The organism is Ktedonospora formicarum (assembly GCF_016587355.1).
In the GTDB taxonomy this organism is placed as follows: domain Bacteria; phylum Chloroflexota; class Ktedonobacteria; order Ktedonobacterales; family Ktedonobacteraceae; genus Ktedonobacter; species Ktedonobacter formicarum.
On the sequence record NZ_BNJF01000003.1, the window covers coordinates 921,668 to 940,512 of the forward strand.

The 18,845-nt window shown below is 54.5% G+C and carries 19 protein-coding genes; 13 read left to right on the forward strand and 6 right to left on the reverse strand.

The features are described from left to right. Window positions 1-40: 40 nt before the first annotated feature. Window positions 41-715, reverse strand: a complete 675-nt coding sequence (locus tag K3T82_RS30645; RefSeq protein ID WP_220197314.1) for a TMEM175 family protein — start codon at window positions 713-715, stop codon at window positions 41-43. 241 nt (window positions 716-956) lie between these two features. Between K3T82_RS30645 and K3T82_RS30650 the strand changes: the two genes are divergently transcribed. Both K3T82_RS30650 and K3T82_RS30655 read left to right on the forward strand, forming a co-directional pair. Continuing rightward, on the forward strand, window positions 957-1,631 hold the full coding sequence (locus tag K3T82_RS30650; protein ID WP_220197315.1) for a TetR/AcrR family transcriptional regulator: 675 nt from the start codon (window positions 957-959) through the stop codon (window positions 1,629-1,631). Window positions 1,632-1,765: 134 nt separating this feature from the next. Beyond that, window positions 1,766-3,316, forward strand: a complete 1,551-nt coding sequence (locus K3T82_RS30655) for an MDR family MFS transporter (RefSeq protein WP_220197316.1) — start codon at window positions 1,766-1,768, stop codon at window positions 3,314-3,316. A gap of 66 nt (window positions 3,317-3,382) precedes the next feature. Here the strand turns inward: K3T82_RS30655 and K3T82_RS30660 are convergent, their stop codons facing one another. Continuing rightward, window positions 3,383-4,333: a phosphotransferase family protein gene (locus tag K3T82_RS30660; protein WP_220197317.1), complete on the reverse strand. Its 951-nt coding sequence runs from the start codon at window positions 4,331-4,333 to the stop codon at window positions 3,383-3,385. An 802-nt stretch (window positions 4,334-5,135) separates the two neighbouring features. Here K3T82_RS30660 and K3T82_RS30665 point away from each other — a divergent pair. Then, a complete protein-coding gene (locus K3T82_RS30665; protein ID WP_220197318.1) occupies window positions 5,136-5,348 on the forward strand; it encodes a hypothetical protein in 213 nt (70 codons plus the stop codon). A gap of 229 nt (window positions 5,349-5,577) precedes the next feature. On the opposite strand, the gene K3T82_RS50220 is transcribed toward K3T82_RS30665, so the two are convergent. After that, window positions 5,578-6,018 carry a hypothetical protein gene (locus tag K3T82_RS50220; RefSeq protein ID WP_420799352.1) on the reverse strand — a complete coding sequence of 147 codons (441 nt, stop codon included), beginning with the start codon at window positions 6,016-6,018 and terminating at the stop codon, window positions 5,578-5,580. Window positions 6,019-6,357: 339 nt separating this feature from the next. Here K3T82_RS50220 and K3T82_RS30675 point away from each other — a divergent pair, with 339 nt between their 5' ends. The 3 genes from K3T82_RS30675 to K3T82_RS30685 all read left to right on the forward strand — a co-directional run bounded on the left by K3T82_RS30675 (window position 6,358) and on the right by K3T82_RS30685 (window position 8,497). Then, window positions 6,358-6,948 carry a hypothetical protein gene (locus K3T82_RS30675; protein ID WP_220197319.1) on the forward strand — a complete coding sequence of 197 codons (591 nt, stop codon included), beginning with the start codon at window positions 6,358-6,360 and terminating at the stop codon, window positions 6,946-6,948. A gap of 507 nt (window positions 6,949-7,455) precedes the next feature. Then, entirely contained in the window at window positions 7,456-7,680 is a 225-nt protein-coding gene (locus K3T82_RS30680) for a hypothetical protein (RefSeq protein ID WP_220197320.1), read from the forward strand. Between the two features lie 616 nt (window positions 7,681-8,296). Beyond that, the gene (locus tag K3T82_RS30685) at window positions 8,297-8,497 is read left to right on the forward strand and encodes a hypothetical protein (protein ID WP_220197321.1); all 201 of its coding nucleotides are present in this window, start codon (window positions 8,297-8,299) and stop codon (window positions 8,495-8,497) included. Window positions 8,498-8,602: 105 nt separating this feature from the next. Here the strand turns inward: K3T82_RS30685 and K3T82_RS30690 are convergent, their stop codons facing one another. Next, window positions 8,603-9,361, reverse strand: a complete 759-nt coding sequence (locus K3T82_RS30690) for an SDR family oxidoreductase (RefSeq protein ID WP_220197322.1) — start codon at window positions 9,359-9,361, stop codon at window positions 8,603-8,605. 567 nt (window positions 9,362-9,928) lie between these two features. Between K3T82_RS30690 and K3T82_RS30695 the strand changes: the two genes are divergently transcribed. Continuing rightward, the gene (locus tag K3T82_RS30695; protein ID WP_220197323.1) at window positions 9,929-10,399 is read left to right on the forward strand and encodes a hypothetical protein; all 471 of its coding nucleotides are present in this window, start codon (window positions 9,929-9,931) and stop codon (window positions 10,397-10,399) included. A gap of 108 nt (window positions 10,400-10,507) precedes the next feature. Here the strand turns inward: K3T82_RS30695 and K3T82_RS30700 are convergent, their stop codons facing one another. Next, window positions 10,508-10,681, reverse strand: coding sequence for a hypothetical protein (locus K3T82_RS30700; RefSeq protein ID WP_220197324.1), 174 nt, complete (start codon window positions 10,679-10,681; stop codon window positions 10,508-10,510). A gap of 292 nt (window positions 10,682-10,973) precedes the next feature. On the opposite strand from K3T82_RS30700, the gene K3T82_RS30705 reads away from it, so the two are divergent. The 6 genes from K3T82_RS30705 (at window position 10,974) to K3T82_RS30730 (ending at window position 18,098) form a co-directional block, all read left to right on the forward strand. After that, window positions 10,974-11,507, forward strand: a complete 534-nt coding sequence (locus K3T82_RS30705) for a hypothetical protein (RefSeq protein WP_220197325.1) — start codon at window positions 10,974-10,976, stop codon at window positions 11,505-11,507. A 276-nt stretch (window positions 11,508-11,783) separates the two neighbouring features. Beyond that, entirely contained in the window at window positions 11,784-12,266 is a 483-nt protein-coding gene (locus tag K3T82_RS30710; RefSeq protein WP_220197326.1) for a hypothetical protein, read from the forward strand. A 289-nt stretch (window positions 12,267-12,555) separates the two neighbouring features. Beyond that, window positions 12,556-13,215 carry a hypothetical protein gene (locus K3T82_RS30715; protein WP_220197327.1) on the forward strand — a complete coding sequence of 220 codons (660 nt, stop codon included), beginning with the start codon at window positions 12,556-12,558 and terminating at the stop codon, window positions 13,213-13,215. A gap of 16 nt (window positions 13,216-13,231) precedes the next feature. Next, window positions 13,232-14,053: a hypothetical protein gene (locus tag K3T82_RS30720; protein WP_220197328.1), complete on the forward strand. Its 822-nt coding sequence runs from the start codon at window positions 13,232-13,234 to the stop codon at window positions 14,051-14,053. Between the two features lie 161 nt (window positions 14,054-14,214). Next, window positions 14,215-14,748, forward strand: coding sequence for a YceI family protein (locus K3T82_RS30725; RefSeq protein WP_220197329.1), 534 nt, complete (start codon window positions 14,215-14,217; stop codon window positions 14,746-14,748). Window positions 14,749-15,332: 584 nt separating this feature from the next. Then, window positions 15,333-18,098 carry a hypothetical protein gene (locus tag K3T82_RS30730; RefSeq protein ID WP_220197330.1) on the forward strand — a complete coding sequence of 922 codons (2,766 nt, stop codon included), beginning with the start codon at window positions 15,333-15,335 and terminating at the stop codon, window positions 18,096-18,098. Window positions 18,099-18,224: 126 nt separating this feature from the next. On the opposite strand, the gene K3T82_RS30735 is transcribed toward K3T82_RS30730, so the two are convergent. Beyond that, the gene (locus K3T82_RS30735) at window positions 18,225-18,794 is read right to left on the reverse strand and encodes a dihydrofolate reductase family protein (protein ID WP_220197331.1); all 570 of its coding nucleotides are present in this window, start codon (window positions 18,792-18,794) and stop codon (window positions 18,225-18,227) included. Window positions 18,795-18,845 lie beyond the last annotated feature (51 nt).

An 18,845-nucleotide genomic window follows, 5' to 3' on the forward strand; every position in this document is an offset into this window, starting at 1 on the left:
CCATAAAATGGTGGTCGGGGTATAGATCTCTCGCCTAAAGTCATGCGTGATCAAGCCAGCCCAGTCTGGGGGCAATTGCTGAGTTCAGTTGCAACAGAATAAGTATCACGATGCTGAAGTAGTTATTGATGAGGCAAAAGAGCATGGCGACCGCGTATAGTACCTGATACAGGACAATGCGTCTTTGGGTGGCGACACGGATCGCGTCTGTCACTTCATCTTTCAGCAAGCCTGCTCGCTGTGCATAGTGCCAACTGGCGAAGAGGATACCTCCAAGCAAGAGGAGGTGGAGCCAGTAGAGCGCGAGAGCCAGGCGATAGGTGATGAACTCGGCCAGGAGTCCCGTTGAGAAGGGCATAAGTGAAATGATGAATAAAAAGGCCAGGTGAAGCCAGGTGAGATGGCGATTACTTGTCCTAAAATGGCTGAGCTGCGTCTGCTGACCAACCCAGAAGATACCAAGGGTGAGAAAACTCATGATATAGGGAAGAAAGTGGGGAACTATCACCCATAACGCACCCAGTAAAGCCAGTTCCTTCCCCCACCCCTGGCTGGTCCAGAGGAGTGGAGTGCTAAACCTGGCGCTCCCGTCCGCCAGAGCAGGGGTGCGCAAATCGAGCACGAGCAGGGTCATCGCGACGGCAAAAATGCCGTCAGAGAGGGCTGCGAGCCGATCCAGGTTTTGGCCCGCGATCCGATTATAAAATATCTTCATATCATTCCTATGCTAACGCACAATCACCCTCAGTATATCTTTTCGCCAGCGTGAGGTGCAATGCTGGCGGTGAAAGTACTGCGCGATCTGCCTGAGTTATCCGCGAGAAAAATGCTTAGGCAGGTGAGCAAAAAATTTGAGATTGCAAAACTAACCAGTTAGTTAGATCTTGACAAGGCAGGAATGAACGTGTATATTCTAACTATCTGGTTAGTTAGAACGGAGGGATGAGCAAGGATACATGGGACAGAAACAAAAGCGGGACTCCCAGGCGGCTAAGGCAGCCATCCTGGAGGCGGCTAAAGAGATTTTCGCGCGCGATGGCTTTGGCGCGGCACGCGTTGACGCGGTGGCCGAGGCGGCTGGCTATAATAAGAGCCTCATTTTCCAATACTTCGGAGATAAGCTGGGCCTGTACAAGGCGGTGGTGTACAGTTGCAAGGAGCAAGTGGAGGATGACCTGATCACGATTATGCAGAATAGTATCCAGAGCGACGAGCAGATCAATACTGAACAGTTCAGGTCGTTCATGGCATCCGTGATCCGGCAATACTTCGATTACCAGATCAGTCAACCTCGCAAGGTGCGCATACTGGCCTGGGAGATGGCGGAGGGCTGGCAAACATCCATGCTTATTGAACCAGGCGATGGACCGCACTGTTTCCGCAATAAATTCAAGGTTGTCAGCAACTATCTGGAGAAGGCGCGCACTCAGGGCATTGTTCGCCCGGAGATCGACCCTCAGCTTCTCGTCGCGCATGTGTTGAATATGTGCTTCTTCCATGTCCTCTCAATCCCACGCTACCAGTTACATTTTCCTGAACGCGACTTTTCCTCGCCCGAAGCACTCGCACAGGCCCGCGAACAAATCGTGATCCTGGTGCTTCATGGCGTTATGGCTTCTTCTAAAATCTAATGCGAAAACCAACCCTCATATGAGGGCACGGCGCCGCCTGGTCGGCGGATAGCACTAGCCGCGACAGCGACGTTGGTGTTCGTATCAATAGGAACGCGCTCAGATTTTCGACAGCAGTAAGGAGACTGCAATCCATGCAAACTAATTACCGGTGGCAGGCAACAATCGTGCTGGTCCTGGGCCTCTTTATGGCGGTTCTGGACAATACGATTGTGAGCGTAGCTTTACCACAAATACAGAAAGCATTTAACGCGAGCTTTGACGCGGTCACCTGGGTCTCGACCGGCTACTTTCTCTCGCAAGCAGCGGTTATTCCGATCATAGGCTACCTGAGTGATCGCCTGGGGACAAAAGTGGTGTATCTCACGGCTCTGGGCCTCTTCACTGTGGGGTCGGCACTCTGCGTCTTCGCGCCCAGCGAGGAGTGGTTGATCGCCTTCCGGGTCGTCCAGGGACTCGGCGGCGGCGCGATGATGCCGACGGCCTTCACGCTGATCTATCGTCTCTTCGGGCCAACTGAGCGAGGTCCAGTTACGGCAACGGTTGGCATCCCAATCTTCCTGGCTCCGGCCTTTGGCCCCACAATTGGTGGCTATCTGACCACGACCTTTGATTGGAGTTCTATCTTCACAATCAATCTCCCAATCGGGCTGGTCGCGTTTGTTCTGGCGCTGTTCATCCTGCGTAATCGCGATCAGGAGCGCATAGCAGCAGGCGATGAGCACCCAGGCTTAGGACAAAGCGTCGATATCGCGGGACTCCTGCTCTCGATGCTAGGCTTCACGACCCTGGTCTATGGCATTACCGAGGCTGGCACGCGAGGCTGGGGCGATCCGCTGGTGATTGGCTTTATGATCGCGGGCAGCGTAATCCTGGTGGTCTTCGCGCTCGTCGAGCTGTTTGTCGCTAGCGATCCCGTGATCAACCTGCGCCTGTTCGGGCAATATACATTCGCGATCTCCAATTTCTTGATGTGGGTTGTGAGCGCGGTGCTCTTCGGAAGCCTCTTCTTGCTCCCCTTCTTCTTCGAGAATGTGCAGCATAATACGCCCTTTGAGGCTGGTCTCTGGCTGATGGCGCAGGGAATCGCGACGGCGGTAGGAATGACCTTCGGTGGACGCCTGTATAACCGGGTGGGGCCACGTCCCCTGGCGTTTGTGGGGCTGATCCTGTTGGGTGCTGGCACCTATGGGTTGACACAACTCGACATCTCGACGACTGGTGGTACGCTTCAGGGCTGGCTCATCCTGCGCGGAGTCGGGTTGGGGCTAACCAATACCGCTCTTCAGACCGTAGCACTCGCAGCTGTGAGCAACAAGGATATGGCGCGTGCCTCGTCGCTGGTCAATGTGATGCGTATGGTCTTCTCAGCGGTAGGGGTCGCCGTTCTGACGACCTACCTGAGCCAACAGGCCACATCTCACGCCAAATCGGCACAGAACATCGCCGCCTCCTGCGCCGCGACAGTAGGCAGGCAAGCCGGCGCGGTGAAGGACTGCGTGACCCAGCATGTCACGATCATGGGCCTTAATGATACCTTCTGGCTGGTCTTGATCGGATGCGCCATCTGCGTCGTCGTCGCTCTGGTGCTCGGACGCGATCCCGCGCTTGAGGCGGTCAAGCGTGCCCGCGCCAACGGCGAGGAGATCCAGGCTACCGAGATGCCTGTAGCCCTCGGCGAGTAGGTAATCCTCAAAGAGAACAAAGTGGCAGGTCCGGGCGGACCTGCCACTTTGTTCTCTTTGGGAATTTTACATGCTGGCTCTTTCGTTCAGAATAGCGTCGAAGCGCTGGCAAACCATACGGTAGGCATCTTCGTTCCCGGCCTTGGCGAAGAAGCGCATACCATCCAGGGTCGTATAGCATTCGTAGCATAGAAGGCGCTGCTCAAAGGCTGGCACTTCGATACCACGCTGGCGATAGTGATTCTGGAAGTGCTCGCGAATGTTGAGCCAGGGATTCCAGAAATCAAGACAGGTGATGTCGTAGACAAAATCACCATAGCGAGCATCGACCCAATCAATGACACCAGTGATCTGGTCGCCATCGGCGAGGATGTTGCGCGTGCTGTAGTTACCGTGTACGAGGTAACGTTCCTCAGGACAGTAAGCAAGCAAGCCACACATCCGCTGATAGATGTCATTAAAGCGATCTCGCTCAAGGAAGGTATCATCAAAGAGATGATGCCACTTCCCATAGTAGTCATGCTCGTCATCCTCACCCGCGATCCTGCGCAGGAAGCCATGCCAGCTTGAAGCCATCCCCTGCTCCTGGTCATCAATGACGCCATAGCCACTGCTCTCGCTCACGTCGATGTGATGAATGGCATCCAGTATGTCGATGATTTGCGGAACGAAGCGCTCCTGCTCCCACGGTTTCAGGTTTTCGAGCATTTGACCGGGTATACGGGGCTGGATCGAATAGTGCAGCGCTCCCAGGCGACCTATGTGTAGGGTGGGCGCGACCGGAACCGGCGATGAGGCCAGTTTACGCAATAAGAGCGCTTCTTTCGGCAGGTTGGAAGAGAGCATGTTGTCGCGGTTGAAGTGTGCCACATAGGCGGAACCACCCGTTCGGAAGGCCAGGGTACGCATAACCTGACCACCCTCCAGGGGCTCAATGTCCGTAATAGGCTCGGCAAAGTGCTGGCTAAGCGCGGCAAGCGCCTGCTCCTGGCTGACAATGGGTCTGAGATCGGGCATAAATGTGCTCCTTATGTTACTCTCTACGCACGCATCCCGAAAGGGCGCGCGAACTCGCAATACAATAATGTGGAAGAGTTGGGGAAAGCACGTCGAACGCGAGCATAAGGAGGTTGTGGGATGCCCTTGCTAAGAAAACCTGAGCGTGGCACGACAAAGCCACTGGCTTTCACATAAAGACTGGGCAGAGTATAAAGGAAGGGGAACTCGCGATGAACCTGGGTCGCTCCTCCTGCTCAACGTCCGCCACCGGTCACACATTCCATAGTGGATCGCACGCAAACGCGCACAGCACCATATGTAGCCGCGTCGCTTTAGCAGCGGCTTGCAACCAGTGGAGAGATTAGCAGGTTAAAGTCCACGTCATCGGAGAAGATACCTTTCTGTGTGGAGGACTACTCTTCTAATCTTACCCAATTTCAGCGAGAATTTCAAGGGGGTATGTAGGGGGCGCCACATCTATTTGCAACCAGTGAGCACATCAGGAAGGTTCGAGCTTGCTTTCGTTCAACAGTCCTTCTATACTACGTATACGAGTATTTCGGTTGTCACCATCGAAGGACATGAGTGTGCGGTTTGCGCGCAGGCTCCAAGGTGACCGGGTTGTGGTTCATCCCCGCTGGTTCTCTCGTGTGTCTTGATCGTTGAGACCTCGCGGAGGACACAGGCGTACCAGGAGAGGACAGTGGTTATGCCTCTCACAAGATGAACCCCTTCAACGTGCGCTCCCAGAGGCATTGAGAAGGAGAAACCGCCGATTGCTCAGTGTCATGTCCCATCCAATCGAGGGAGAAAGATCGCGATGAGCGACTACCAAAACTATATGCGCGAGGTGCGCAGTGTCGTGCAAGACCTGCTCCTCCGCACGGCGGAGGAGCAGGCCGATGAGCTGATGGGGTGGCCCTTCGATGCAGCCGAGGCGATGTCTCAAATGCTGTTCGAGCAGCTGGGTGAGGAGAAGGCCCTGGAGCTGCGGAGGGCACTGACTCAGCGGGGCTTCGTGATCCGGCCTTGATCTCCTGAAGTTGCGGAGGGAAGCGCCGAGCCTCTCCTCTCGCTGAGCAAGACACTGTGCAACAGGAATGCGGGTGGACTCGCGACGTGCATACGCCAATCCGGCGCGTGCATGGCGCGGTTCGCCCGTGTTTTGTTGATTCAGACAATTTGGGCTTGACGCTCACGATAGGCTTGTTGGCGACATCGACCAGAACAGTACTATTTCGGTCGATGTCCTCTCACGTGCGTCAGAGGAGTTCCACACGAGCAGGTCCCTTGACCAGATGCTGGGATAGAGATGCCACACGAGAACGCACTGGATGATGTGTGCGCCTGGTGGAAGACAGATGGACATCGGGAGAGGCTGCCTCAGAGCAGGAGGCCGGAGGGGCGAATTCCTGAGGCGCAGCACATGTAAGTGCAGAAGCAGAGAGATCTGGCAGATAGGAGCAGTCTCTCACACGGAAAGACAGAGATTGAGGCTGTGGCTGGCTTTCACAACGAGGCCCCATTGGGATATGCGCAGGCTTGAGAGCCTGGGTGAGAGCCTTGCGCCACATCTCTTGCCATCGCTCATTACACACAGCGTTGCGCAAGGCAAGCATGGGGTTGACATGGTCATGTTGCCAGTGCATCCCCGAGCCTTTCAGGCGCGCTTGAACGACGAGCTTGTTGGCACTCTCCACCATGCCGTCCAGGTCTCATCAAAAGATACCTGGAGATCTTCTTCTAAACTTACACCTTCAGCGGATCATCGCGAACACTTGCAGCAGAAGAAGATCTACTCGAATGCTTCCAAGTATAGGGAAAGAGCCGAACAAATGCAACATACAAAGGAGGAGCGGGTACGAATCTTTCCCACCAACTTGCATTGGCGGCAATAACTGTTTATACTAGACCCGTTCAATTATATCCTCTCTCTACATCACGCGAAGCAGTCTATTCCGTGGACTGTTGTGGTGGAGAAAGGATGATCCCTACGATATGGGGCAGTAGATAAGCTGATCCCCATGACAAGAGGACCTGAAATGGGACCCTTTTTCGAGGCAGTCGCACTGGAACTCCTTCAGGGCTTCCGCCTGAACATCGCCGAATTCACTCGCAACAGCGGGTACTTCGATGGTGGCAAGTTCGAGTTTGACGACTGGGCGCTAACTCAAAGCCTCAACCTGTGGCGAGAGGCGAACGAGGAGATCGCCGGGGTTCGCCAGTCCATCAAGACCGGCTCCTACGAGGAGATCAAATTCGTCCGACAGGTACAGGCAATCCTGAAGGGCGCATCCCTGTTCGTCAACAATGCCTCTGAAATGCTGGTCGCCAACATGATCAAGGCGCGCGGTCAGCTCGTCGAGGCCCTGAAAGGGCAGGACCAGCTTCGCGGCGAGGACCACACCGTCATTCAAGAACTGACTGACCTGGACCTCACTCCCGCTGACTGGGAGCCCTTCAAGCTCCACAAGCTCTACAGGCTCGTCGAACGCCTGGGCGACGAGCAGGTTTCTACCGCGCTCAGCCAGCTCGGCAGGGCCATCGACTCTGACGAGCAGTTCTCCCTGGCCCATTACCAAGTCGATCACGTACTCGGGTGGGAGCCGCTCCCGGAGCCCGAAGAACGCTGAGGCCCTCTTCCCTCGCGAGGGATCGGGGAGTGTCGCGGGCCGACCACGCAGCAGCATCATCGCTGCGTGGTCGGCCCCGCCGACTTCCCTGCTCAATGTACTACTTTATTAGCTTGCTAAATTGTACATGCCCTATGCGATTTGATCCGCTTTTTTTCCCTCCATACCCCCAGTTTGCCAACTGAGCGCAGTGTAACTTGACGCTCCATCGAGCCTCATAGTAGTATGATCTCATCAACATCCCCCAACATCTATGGCCTACGCGCTTTCGCTCTCGCCTGATGAGATCGCTGAATTCGCGAGCTAGAGAAACTGGGACAACAGGGAACTCACTGCTGATCGCAGACAGAGATCCCCACGGGCGAGCGATCTGGTGCATTTCTTCTACAGGAAGCCACTGTAAACCCCGGCATATCATCGTGTGTGTCGGGATTCTGGCAGTCGGTACATTGCCAGTACTCCTCCTGGTAGGCAGGGGGAGAAGCAAACTCCTGGAAGGACGACACCATGGCCAGTGCCGATAGACTCCGGCTGGCAGCCTTTGAGTTGAAGGAGGCCGCCGACAGGCGGCGCTACGACAACCCCGAGAAGCAGGCGATTCAGCAGGCCGCCGAGCTCTGCGAGAAGGCGGCGGACGCGGCGTCCACCGGCGACTCGACCCAGGCGGACAGCCTCAAGCGGCAGGCGGACGCCCTCCTCAGAGGGCCGGGCAACTACGAGCCCCCCTGCTGATGCTGATCGCAGCGCCACGTGAGTAGATGAAGCCGGGAACCTCCCCCAAGGGCGGCTCCCGGCTTCGTTGGTTTGTTCGCCATCGTTTTCAGATTGGTGTGTAAGCGTTTTCTTTAGCGGAAGGGAATTTGATTGGGTCGGGTGCCATGCATAGACTGAAGCGCAACGCCTATGTGCTCAACTGCTATATGTAAGCGCAGGGCTTGAGCCTGCGCCGTGCCCCGCTATAATGCTCCCTCTCCTCACATTATGCATCACCATTCCCAGATTGAATTTTAAATGTGTAGAAGATTATTCTTGATTTTCGGCAATACAAAGGATACAATGATGCAATCAAGGAATTGCGTTCTTTCGCTCTCTCGCATAGCAGAATGTCGCCTCCTGTGTGCTTTGCACGTGGTCTTGTAGGGACATTCTGAACGGTGTATATAAGAAACGCAGACGAATTTAACCAGCAGTTCTGAACGCTTCACCGTCGCGTCATGATATGCTCTAGCACCTGAATTGCCGTTCGACAGAGATGTAAACGAGCAGCTTTTCAGGAGTTGGAACAACAGGTTCCGCTTCTAGGGCAAAGCGCCCAACCTGGGAAACCAGGACAGTAGGGAGACCTATCGTGGCCGAAAAGGATCGCGAGCACTTCGTGAACCACGCGAATCAGCTCGATAACGAGGCCAAGGAGTTCGACAGGCAGGCCGACGATCTGATGCGGAGGAACCCGCCGGACCCCACTGGGGCTGCGATTCTTCGCCAGAAGGCGGAAAGAAAGCGCCAGGCGGCGGAGGACGTCCGCAAGCTGGGGCGGGATTCCCGCTGATCATGGCACACCGCTGGTAGAGGTGAGGGCCACCGGGGCAGGTACAACCCGCCCCGGTGACCCTTCCTCGTTAGATTCACCACGCTCTACTAACCTTCTTTGCGTTTAGATCTGGCCCAGACCGCCATCGATGGCGATTTCACCACCGGTCATGTAGGATGAATCGGAAGAGGCGAGGAAGAGCACGGACCGCGCGACCTCCTCGGGCTGCCCCCAACGCTTCATAGGCACAGTCTCCGCGACATAGGAATTGACCGCTTCCAGCATGGCATAGGTGTCCTGGTTCGCCGTGAGCGGCGTGTAGATCGCGCCAGGGCTGACGACGTTGACGCGAATTCCCCGGCTCAATACTTCTTCGTCCGCCGCGAGGGTACGAGCCAGACTCCGCACCGCTGCCTTGCTCGCGGAGTAGAGCGGGTCTCCGGGTCGCCCACGTTCATGCGCTACTGAACTGGTGAAGATCACCGAGGCGTCCTGGGTGAGCAGGGGAAGGGCCTGGGTGAAGGCAAAGAAAACTCCTTTGACGTTGATCCCCATGATATGGTCAAAGAAGGCATCGTCCGTCTCCTGAATGGGCGGGCATTCCGAGATTCCAGCGTTGGCGAAGAGAATATCAATCCGCCCGAAGTGGTCTCCAACCTGCCGCATGACGCGCTGGATATCATCCAGACGCGAGACGTCCGCTTGTATGGCAAGGGTGTCGCCGCCGAGCTCACGGCGCGCACGCTCAAGTGTCTCCTCATTGCGCCCGATAATCACGACACTCGCGCCCTCCTCTCGAAACAGGTGGGCCGTCACCAGGCCAATCCCACTATTCCCTCCGGTAATCACGGCAACCTTATGTTTTAGCTTCAATGTACTCAAGGTAACTCCCTCCTCACGCTCGTCGCGGTACGCTCTCAGTTGCTCCTGTGTATAAGTGTAAGGCTAGTCTGGATGAGTTCGCATCATCCATTGTGATGAATAGCGGATGAATTCGCGGATCTCTATCATCCACAACCAGGCAGACGAACAGTCGCCGCGCCGTTCCATGAGGCCGGGCAGCCCTATTACCTAAATCTTGCCTCGGTCACAGTTAGGTAATTCTTTTTCTCTACAATGACTATCAGAAGCATTGTGCCTTCGCATATGTAGGACAAGGTGTTTTTGCCCGCGCCATGCTCTCTCTACGGCATCATTAATGCGATATATCGTATTGCTAAGTGTAAACGATATATCGCATTAAATCAAGAGGGAAAATGGGAGCAAGTGTCACATCGTGAGAGGCCGATGCGTTGTGAGAATGGGGGATAGGTGAAGCACAAGCATTGGTGGCGTATACGCGTAATATGCATGTGCTTGAGTAATAAATCTGGCAAATGTAGACGCTAGCGCCTCTACATTGCCGCCAATCACCGGGCAGTACGATGAGTTTGAAAGGACATATCGGAAATGCTTCGTCAAAGAAGAACCTGGCACGCGGCCCTGGTCGCACTTATTCTGAGTCTCGCGCTTCTTCTTAACACAAGTATCATTACGCAGGCAAGCACTCATCTGCCAACGGCAAGCTGCCGTGTCACTCCCAACAAGCCAGTTCTCATGCAAGGGCAACTTGTAGGTATAGGGAGCATGAAGTGCGACGGTCCCGTTTCTGATCTTCAGGTCACCTCGCGAATCGAGGTCAACGTCGGTGGCTCATGGTACAAAGTGAGTGAGAGTAGTACCTCGGGTCCCTCCAACGCTCAGGGCTTGAATGCTATCGCGTCCGTCGCCTGCACTCAGGGTCAGACCATGACCTTCCGTGGCGTGGCCTCTGGTAACTACCAGGAAAAGAACGATTACCGCCAGGTCCCTGCCAGCGCCTCCTCTGAGGTCGTCATCAAATGTCCAGCCTCCGGCCAATCGTCCGAAAGCACTTTATAAACGCGAAGAGGGGGGAGTTGCCCGCAAGCGACTCCCCCCTCTCTCACTGTGTACTGGTGGCAGCGCGAACTACTCCGCTGCCAGATCACTGGGTCTCGACGTCACCGACTACTTGACGTCGATGTTCCAGGGCTCCAGCGCGCGCGCCAGCAGCTCGGGGTCGGGCGTGCCCTTCCCCTTGTGGGAGTAGGTGACAAATCCGTTGTCGTCGACCTTGACGGTCACCTCGACCGTTCCCTCGCCGTCCTTGGTGGGGACGTCAACCTTTACCTTTCGAGACATGGATTACCTTCTCTCACTCGCAACTTCAGGAGACAGTATAGCCTCCCGGAGGTGGACAAAGTACATCCAGAACCTCAACACCCTGCTCGCGTCCTTTTCGGGTCGAGCAGCAGTTGAAGTCATGGCTGTCATTCGTCCAGCAAGCGCACCAATCATACAGTGATACTCGCTTGTTTGGAGCTCTCAAGAGCGCTCCCTTCGCGAACCGTTTCCCCGCGCGAAGTGCAGCGTTAAGGTTTGATGATCGCGAAGCCTTCCCAGTATCAAGACCTGATCGGAAGGATTTTTGTAGTTGAGCCTATCATACCGTAACGCGGCGGGGAGCCGCCTTCCGGCGACTCCCCACTCTCACTGTGCGATCAGGTCACTTCTTCCACTTGACCTGGTCGGGGTCGATGCCCACCGCCTCCAGGCTCGCCTCGACATCGATGGTGGGAAGCGAGCCCCCCTCCATCTTCCCGGTGTACCCGGTCGAGGGCGTGCCCTCGACCGTGACCTTCACGAGGTTGCCCTGGCTGTCGGGCACCATGAACTCCGCCCCTCGCGACATGGATTACCTTCCTTGGTCGCAGTTTCAGGAGACGGTATGTCTCCCGGAGGTGGACAATGTGCATCCAGAACCTCAACACCCTGCTCGCGTCCTTTTCGGGTCGAGCAGCAATTGAAGTCATGGCTACTATCCGTCCAGCAAGCGCACCAATCATACAGTGATACTCGCTTGTTTGGAGCTCTCAAGAGCGATCCCTTCGCGAACCGTTTCCCCGCGCGAAGTGCAGCGTTAAGGTTTGATGATCGCGAAGCCTTCCCCAGTATCAAGACTGGATAAGAAGGATTTTTGTAGTTGAGCCTATCATACCGTAGACATGATGGTAACTGCAAGGGAAGAGCGCTGTTTGGAGGGCACGGCTCAAAGGACGCTCCTGCTGTACATATGGCATCGGGGGTAATTCAAATTTTTGCATTCGCGCTCGCCCTCTGACCAATTCTCTGTTGCAGAATGCCGAAGGCTCGTTCGCAGAGGAAGGGTCTGTCACAGAACTGAGAAGCCCTGGTATCCATAAAAAGGGGCCAAAAACACCACGGCGGCCATCTGGCCGCCGTGGTGCCTTGCTTCCTTGTTGTGCTACTTCCCACTCACCCGATGGCGAGCGTACTGCGCCGTGTTCCCCTGGAACGTGACGACGTAGATCACGTCGCCTGCCTTGAGGGTGATCGCGTCGCGCTTGGGAGTGACGCGATCACCCACCAGCTCGGTCATGTGTCGCGCGACGTTCGTGTCGTTGGTGTCACTGGCAGAGCCGATGATGCGGAAGGGCTTCGCCCTGTTCAGGCCGATGACCTCGTCGTTGAACTGCCGCAAGGTCATGCTCTCCGCAGTGCCGATGGCGAGATCCTGGGGCAGATGGAACTGGCGGTTCTCCCCCGGAGGGCGACTGCTGATGTAGTTGGCCATGATGGCCTTCCTGTCGTCGGGACGGACAAACTGGATCTTGCACTGGAAGCTGTCATTCGCCTGAGATTCTTCGCAGCTTGCGCGCGGGCAGAATCTTCTGCGTGTAGAGCAGTGCATCACACGCGCAGTTAGGGGAAAGACGTGAATCCACATATGAAGTATATCCCAATCCTGTCGCCTATGCAATGAGAGAAGAAGCTAGGGGTAATTCAAATTTTTCGCATTAGTACCCGAATATCGAGAGGAGGCTATCTTACCTGCGTTTGGTGTTTTTATGTTTGCAAAGAAACGAACCACACCCTATGGCATCAGTAACCGTTGAAATAGTCTTGTGCGCATTTTTAAATTATCTCAACCTTTACGTCCATCTAAATAGAATACTTAAAATACGATAATCATAAAAAGGGGCAATTAATACTAAATGCCGCAAATACCGCAAAAATACTATCAAAACGCTGGCTCCTGGCGGGGCTGGCTCTGGCGCTCCTCCACATTCACTGGTCTCCTCCTCTATCTATGCATTTGCTCAGCAATTCTATTAGCCAACGATAAAAGCATTCCGCCAGAAGCTCCGGCTAGATGGGTCTTCTTCCATTCGTATTTTTTGCTAACATTGGGTAGCGCCTTCTTATTGCTGGGATTGGTGGCGTGGATAGTGAGCAGAAGCCGGAGAGGAAGAGATCCAGAGAGTACGCTGGTTCGGGAGCAGGTGGCAAAAATGCTACGTCAGCGCTATACACAGATGCTCGCGCAATCCTCACGCGAGACCCTAGGACTCACATTAGCGCTCAAGCTTCAACCCGACGCGGTGCAACAGGTAGCTCCACATCATAAAGAAGCCGCATCAACCTCCATTCAGGACGCATATGCACAGGCCCAGGGGGCATTGCTCATTCTGGGGCAGCCAGGGGCGGGTAAATCGACCTTGCTACTAGAGCTGGCAGTTGCTTTAGCTGAGCGAGTTGAGGCGGATGAGATACAGCCCCTACCCTTTATTTTGCCTCTCTCATCCTGGGATGTCGAGCGTCCAGCTATAGAGGACGCCCCTGCTACTAGAACTACTTACGCTCACCTATTCTGATGGAGCACCAGATACATTGCCCTTGCAAGCAGAGCAAGTGTTTGAAGACTACATGAAACGGATCGTTCGCGACCAGCAAGGAGAGCAAGGTTATAGTGCCGATGATAGCCTACACTGGCTTGGCTTATTGGCGCGACAGATGCAAGCAAACAGCCTCACAATCTTCACGCCGGAAGACCTGCAACCAAGCTGGTTGCCTGCAAAGACCAGAACAGCCTATTTGGTAAGTGTTAGCCTCGCCTACGGAATTGTCGTCATCCTCTTCTTCCCTTTGCTTGGTTGGTTCATAGGGAGTGCGGTGGCTGGACTGATAGCTGGGTTACTATGCACACTCGTATTTGTAGGGCTTAACTGGCTGGTTAAGAACAGGGTCGATATGAGAATAGAACGAGTAGGTCAGAATAAACCAGGAGGGGTGATAAAAGGGTTCAAATCGGTTATAGGCAATGTGATTGGCTTTGGTCTGATCATTGTTCTCCTGGAATTCTTATCGGGAAATATGCTTAAAGTACTACTACAACCAGCTTTCTTCATTATTGTCCTCATCCTTGTCCTCAATTGGGGCCTGATCACACTCCTCTCTCTGCTGCTTAGCAAGCCATGGGGCATGCTTTCTATCATCATTGAACGCATTATTTTGCGTTACTGGCTCATACGCAATGGTATCATCCCCAAAACATATATTGACTTCCTCGAAAGGTTTTGCGCGAGTGGGCTGCTAAAGCGCATTGGCACAGGCTACAGCTTTCGTCACCCGTTGCTCCAGGAGCATTGCGCCCAACAAGAAGTTGTTACTCCCTCCAACAATACACCTAAACTCACCCTTTTTCCCCATTGATTTATTCGCCCAATAATGGTATGAAAAGGCAAGTATTTATTTAAAGGCGTTGCCCCTCACGCCTGCGCTGCTTTTTGCTCGCCACACGTGTCAGGCTTCGCGGCTGTGACTTATATGTGCTGTGTAAGCTGGCATTATTTATACGTTAAGGAGTAACACTTATGGAATGGTCAATCGATCCTTACCATACACTGGTGGAATTCTCTGTGACGCACTTGAACATCAACCTTGTCAAGGGGCGCTTTTCCGAGGTTCAGGGCACACTCCATCTCGATACGCAGGAACCAGAGAAATCCTGGGTCAAGGCAAATGTAAAGACCGCTAGCATCTATACAGGGATCGCGCAAAGGGATGAACATCTACGCTCCCCCGACTTCTTTGACGCGCAACGCTATCCAACGATTACCTTTGAGAGCACCCGTGTCCGCCGCACTTCCGCCAAGAGCTGTAGCGTCACTGGCAATCTGACTTTACGAGGTATCACACGCACCGTCAGCTTCCAGGTCGAATTCCGAGGCTACTCACGCGACCCGATGGCTGACAATAACTGGAAACTCGGGATGAACGCAGTCGGCGTCGTTGATCGTCGCCTCTTTGATATGCACTGGAATCAGATGCTTGAGCGTGGCATCTCGCTTCTCGGCTTCGAAACACGTATCGAGCTCGATATCGAAGCCTTTAAATTCGAAGAGTAGCCATCACTTAGATCAGAACTATAGGTAGGCATAGAACTTATGCCTACCTATAGTATTTATAAACTCATCTATACAAGTAAACAATGAGTTTCAGCAGACGCTTCTTGCCATTCATTCATGCTAGATTTATTCAATCTCATATGTAGTCTTTGAGCCGGAACTGGTGCCGTATACTTTACAAATGCTAATTTACATGCTATACTATGGAAGGAGTATAAATCTTCTTTTTGTTTGAGTCTGGATCAAGCATCCACTTAAACATGAAAATGTGGCTGATAGGTGGAAGGGGAAAACGCCTGTGAGTAACAGTTTTATACACAAACAGTCTTACCCAACCTCAGTTTCGGATACAGTCAATCAACTTCACCATTTTGATCCTCTCTCTATCACTACTACCCACAATTCCGCGAACTCCGCCAATGGCATAGCCGCATAGAAAGGATTGACGGGAGCGCCTTGTGCTTAAGGGGCTACCGGCAATCTTTGCCGGTTCTTCCCATGAGAACCCCTGAACACGCTTGCGCCTGCCGCCGTTCAGACGGCATTGGGAGCTACACAGGGCCATTCCGTCGGGTACAACATGTATGGAACGCATCACACATTCTGCCCTCTATGCCAGTCGTGGTCAGGTTAAACCGCGTATGGAGACGCGCCAGCAAATTCCCATCCCGCGTGAGCCAGGTGAGTTTCGCTTTGGCTACCAGGAGTTTGAGGGGGCTCCGGGCCTACACCTGCTCAGGAAAATTCTGCACACTATTCTACCGGGCGCGCAATACCAGTTCTGGTGGTCCGTCACCGAGTTTCAGGCCAAGAACCAGAAGGCCTATGTTGGCGTACATACGCTCTCGGAATATATGGGCCGCTGCGAGCGCACGATCCGTAATACCCTGAATAGATTTGTCGAGCGCGGTCTCCTGCTCATTGAACAGGACTGGATTCTCAGAGCGGGGCAGGACGGTAGCTACCATGCCATGCGCGTGCGCTGCAAGGACTTCGGTCCGCTCTACGACATGGCCTATGCCTACCTGTACTGGACGAAGTCGCCCGACTATGTTCCCCCTGAGCGGGAGTACGCCGAGTTCATCCAGAACCATCCACACATTCGCGAACGCGTCTCAGGCTGGGCACGCTATCAGCGCTTATTAAAGAAAGCTCCCGGTCCTCAGCCGCGTAAACCCGCGCTCGGACTTCCGATCCGCTGTCGCGATATCGCCTGCCCCCTGTGCTACCAGGGCGAGGATAGTGTACACGCAGAACTACGATTACGGGCAATAGATGTTTTAAATGCCAGGGATATAGCAGATTATGATAAATGCCAAATGCGCGCATTATGGAATAAATATCTGCGCGATTATCCCCTATATAATCGAAATCTTAACGTAGTTAAGACTTATACTTCGAATTCGAAGTTGACCGAAACACATGAATATAGCAAGACTTATGATTCGAATTCGAATTTCGAGAATATAAATTTTCTGGCTAACGCCATTATTCGAGAATATCAGCGCCTTCGCGAAAAGATAGCCTACTCCTTATCCGGAAACCTGAGCGCGGCAGCGCTAGCCGCGAGCAGCGGCGTTGGTTTTCGCATAAGATCTTATCAAATCTATGACAACCCTGAAGGGAGTATCCATGACTTTCAGACCGACGAGCCAGCCAGTCTCCAACCCAGAGTCCCCACTTCGAGCGATACCCAGCCCTTAAGCAATCCCAACAATGGAGAAGCTGGCCCCAAGCAGGCAAGCAAGCACAAAGCAGGCGCACCGAGCAAGGGGGTCCAGCAGGAGAGCAAGTGGACAGAAGAGAGGAGACAGGTAAGTATGTGGCAAGATCAACATGAGTCCTGGGAGGTCGAGGAGCCGGAGTTTGAGCGCGCGGGAGAAGAGGCAGACACGCCAGATGAGACGACAAAGCGCCTCTTCCGACCCCACACAGGCGAGCTTCCCCCCCTGGAAGGTGCTCCCACCGACGACGACCAGACCAACAGCGATGCATCAGCCATCAGTGCGTCTCCTGACCCAACCACACAGCCCTCTGAACGGGCTTTAGATCCTGAGCGAGAAGAAGTAGCCCCTGCTCCCTCGCAAGATTCTCCTAACGAGCAGCAACCAATCACTGAACCGATGGAAGCATCCAGGCAGCATGCGTGCGACGGAAAGCTGGATGAAAACCCCTTTAAGGCCCTGGCAGCGGAACTCTTCCCCGATGGGGAGCGCCTCTACCGACCCGACCTGTCAGGCTGGCAGAACGCGCCGCGTCCTGAGAAGACAGCGCGGAATGAGCAGGGAACAAAGCCGCTCGAGGCGAGGCCGGGTGGCGTCGACCCGCGCTTCCTGTCAGGTGAGCGCCAGAACCTCATGCCGCTGCGACCTCTCTTGCAGAGCGACATGGATCAGCGTGCTCGCTCGCGCAAGGCGCGAACCAATAGCCGTGAGAGCTGGAAACCAGCCCAACTCCTGCCATCCAGCGAGGAGCGCGGCAAGATGATTCCGCGTGAGCCTCTCACGCACCGCCTGATGCTCCTGGGTTATCAGGCGTCTGAACGCCTGTATGATACCAACCCCTTCTCGACACAATCTATGCTCGCCAACTCCATGGAACGCCTGCTCATTTGCGCCAGAGAAGCTGGCATTGAACAACGCCAGGATGTCATCGAGCAATGGTTGTACAATACCGTTGACCATTGCATACAGATGGCGAGCCATCAGAAAGACCTGCGGGCCCGAACCGATCAGGGTGCAGTCAAACCTATGCCCTGGTTTATTACCGCCCTCAAGAACGCCATTCTCCAGGCTAGCGCCGCGCTTGGACGCGGCGAACTGCCGCCGGATGTCGCACGTGTCGCTCGCGACCTCCCCAGGGCCGCGAGTGGTGAAGCCCTCGCCAATCCACCCGCGATCAAAGCGCACGACGAGACCGCGCGGGCAGACCAGCCGACTGCGGAGAGCCCCCAGGCCGCCCAGGAACAACCTGATCCAGTTCCGAATCCGTCCTTGCCTGACAAGCTGGCGGACAAAGAGCCAGCCCATGAAGCGAAAGCGCAGCACATAGACAACACAATGCCTATGGATCACCCCAGCCGGATCAGCTTCCCCATTCCTCAGCGCAGGAAACTAAGCAAACGGCTGGTCCAGGCAGGTGTGAATGAGAATATAGATTTTATGGGCTCCGGCTGCCCCGATTGCGGCTGCGTCTTCCTCTATCACGATCCAGGCGACGAGCCAGAGGCACCACACCACTGCTGCCACTGTCGGCCCTCGCCAGCCTGGTCCGATGAAGTCCAAGCACGTGTCGAGGACCTCCTGGCGACTCCTCTCGATGAGATTCGCACCTGGCTCTGGCAAAGGTAATTCCCAGAGTAACATCGCAGGATAGGCTCTACGCTCGCTAAAGTTGAGCGCCTACATGTGACAAGGTCAAGCCTTCCATTCATATGTAGACGCTCAGCTTCAGCCCGAGCCGCAGTAGAAGCAGCTCTAACCTGCGCTCTGGTAGTGTAAACCAACTACGCCGGAGTGAAACTGCTTTGCTGTAACAAGCTTCAGGGAGGCGCTTCCCTGGATATCCTTGAAGAAAGGCGTCCCACCACCCAGGAGCAGAGGATTGAGATTGATGACATATTCATCGATCAGGCCGTCCTGCGCCAGAACGTGAACCAGGCGCGGGCTACCAAAGATCATGATGTCGCCGCCCTCCTGGTGTTTCAGCGAATTGATCGCGTCCGCGTAGTGGTCCCTGACAAGCGTGGTATTGTTCCAATCCACCGCGTCGAGCGTTCGCGAAAACACAACCTTGGTGACATCCTCCACCCAGCGCGAATGGTCAAGATCATGCTGGGTGCTCTCAGGATCTGACGGAACGGTAGGCCAATAATCCTTCATCATCTGGTACGTTATCCGACCATAGATAGCAGTATCGACGCTCTCAATAAAGCCATCGACAAAGCTTGAAGTCTCTTTATCAACAATGGCCCATTCCAGCTCGCCATTGGGGCCAGCCGCATAGCCATCGAGCGAAATATGTATGAGGGAAACGACTTTACGCATTCTATACTCCTTCACATCTTATAATCCATTTTCGACGCTGGTCCATTTCTA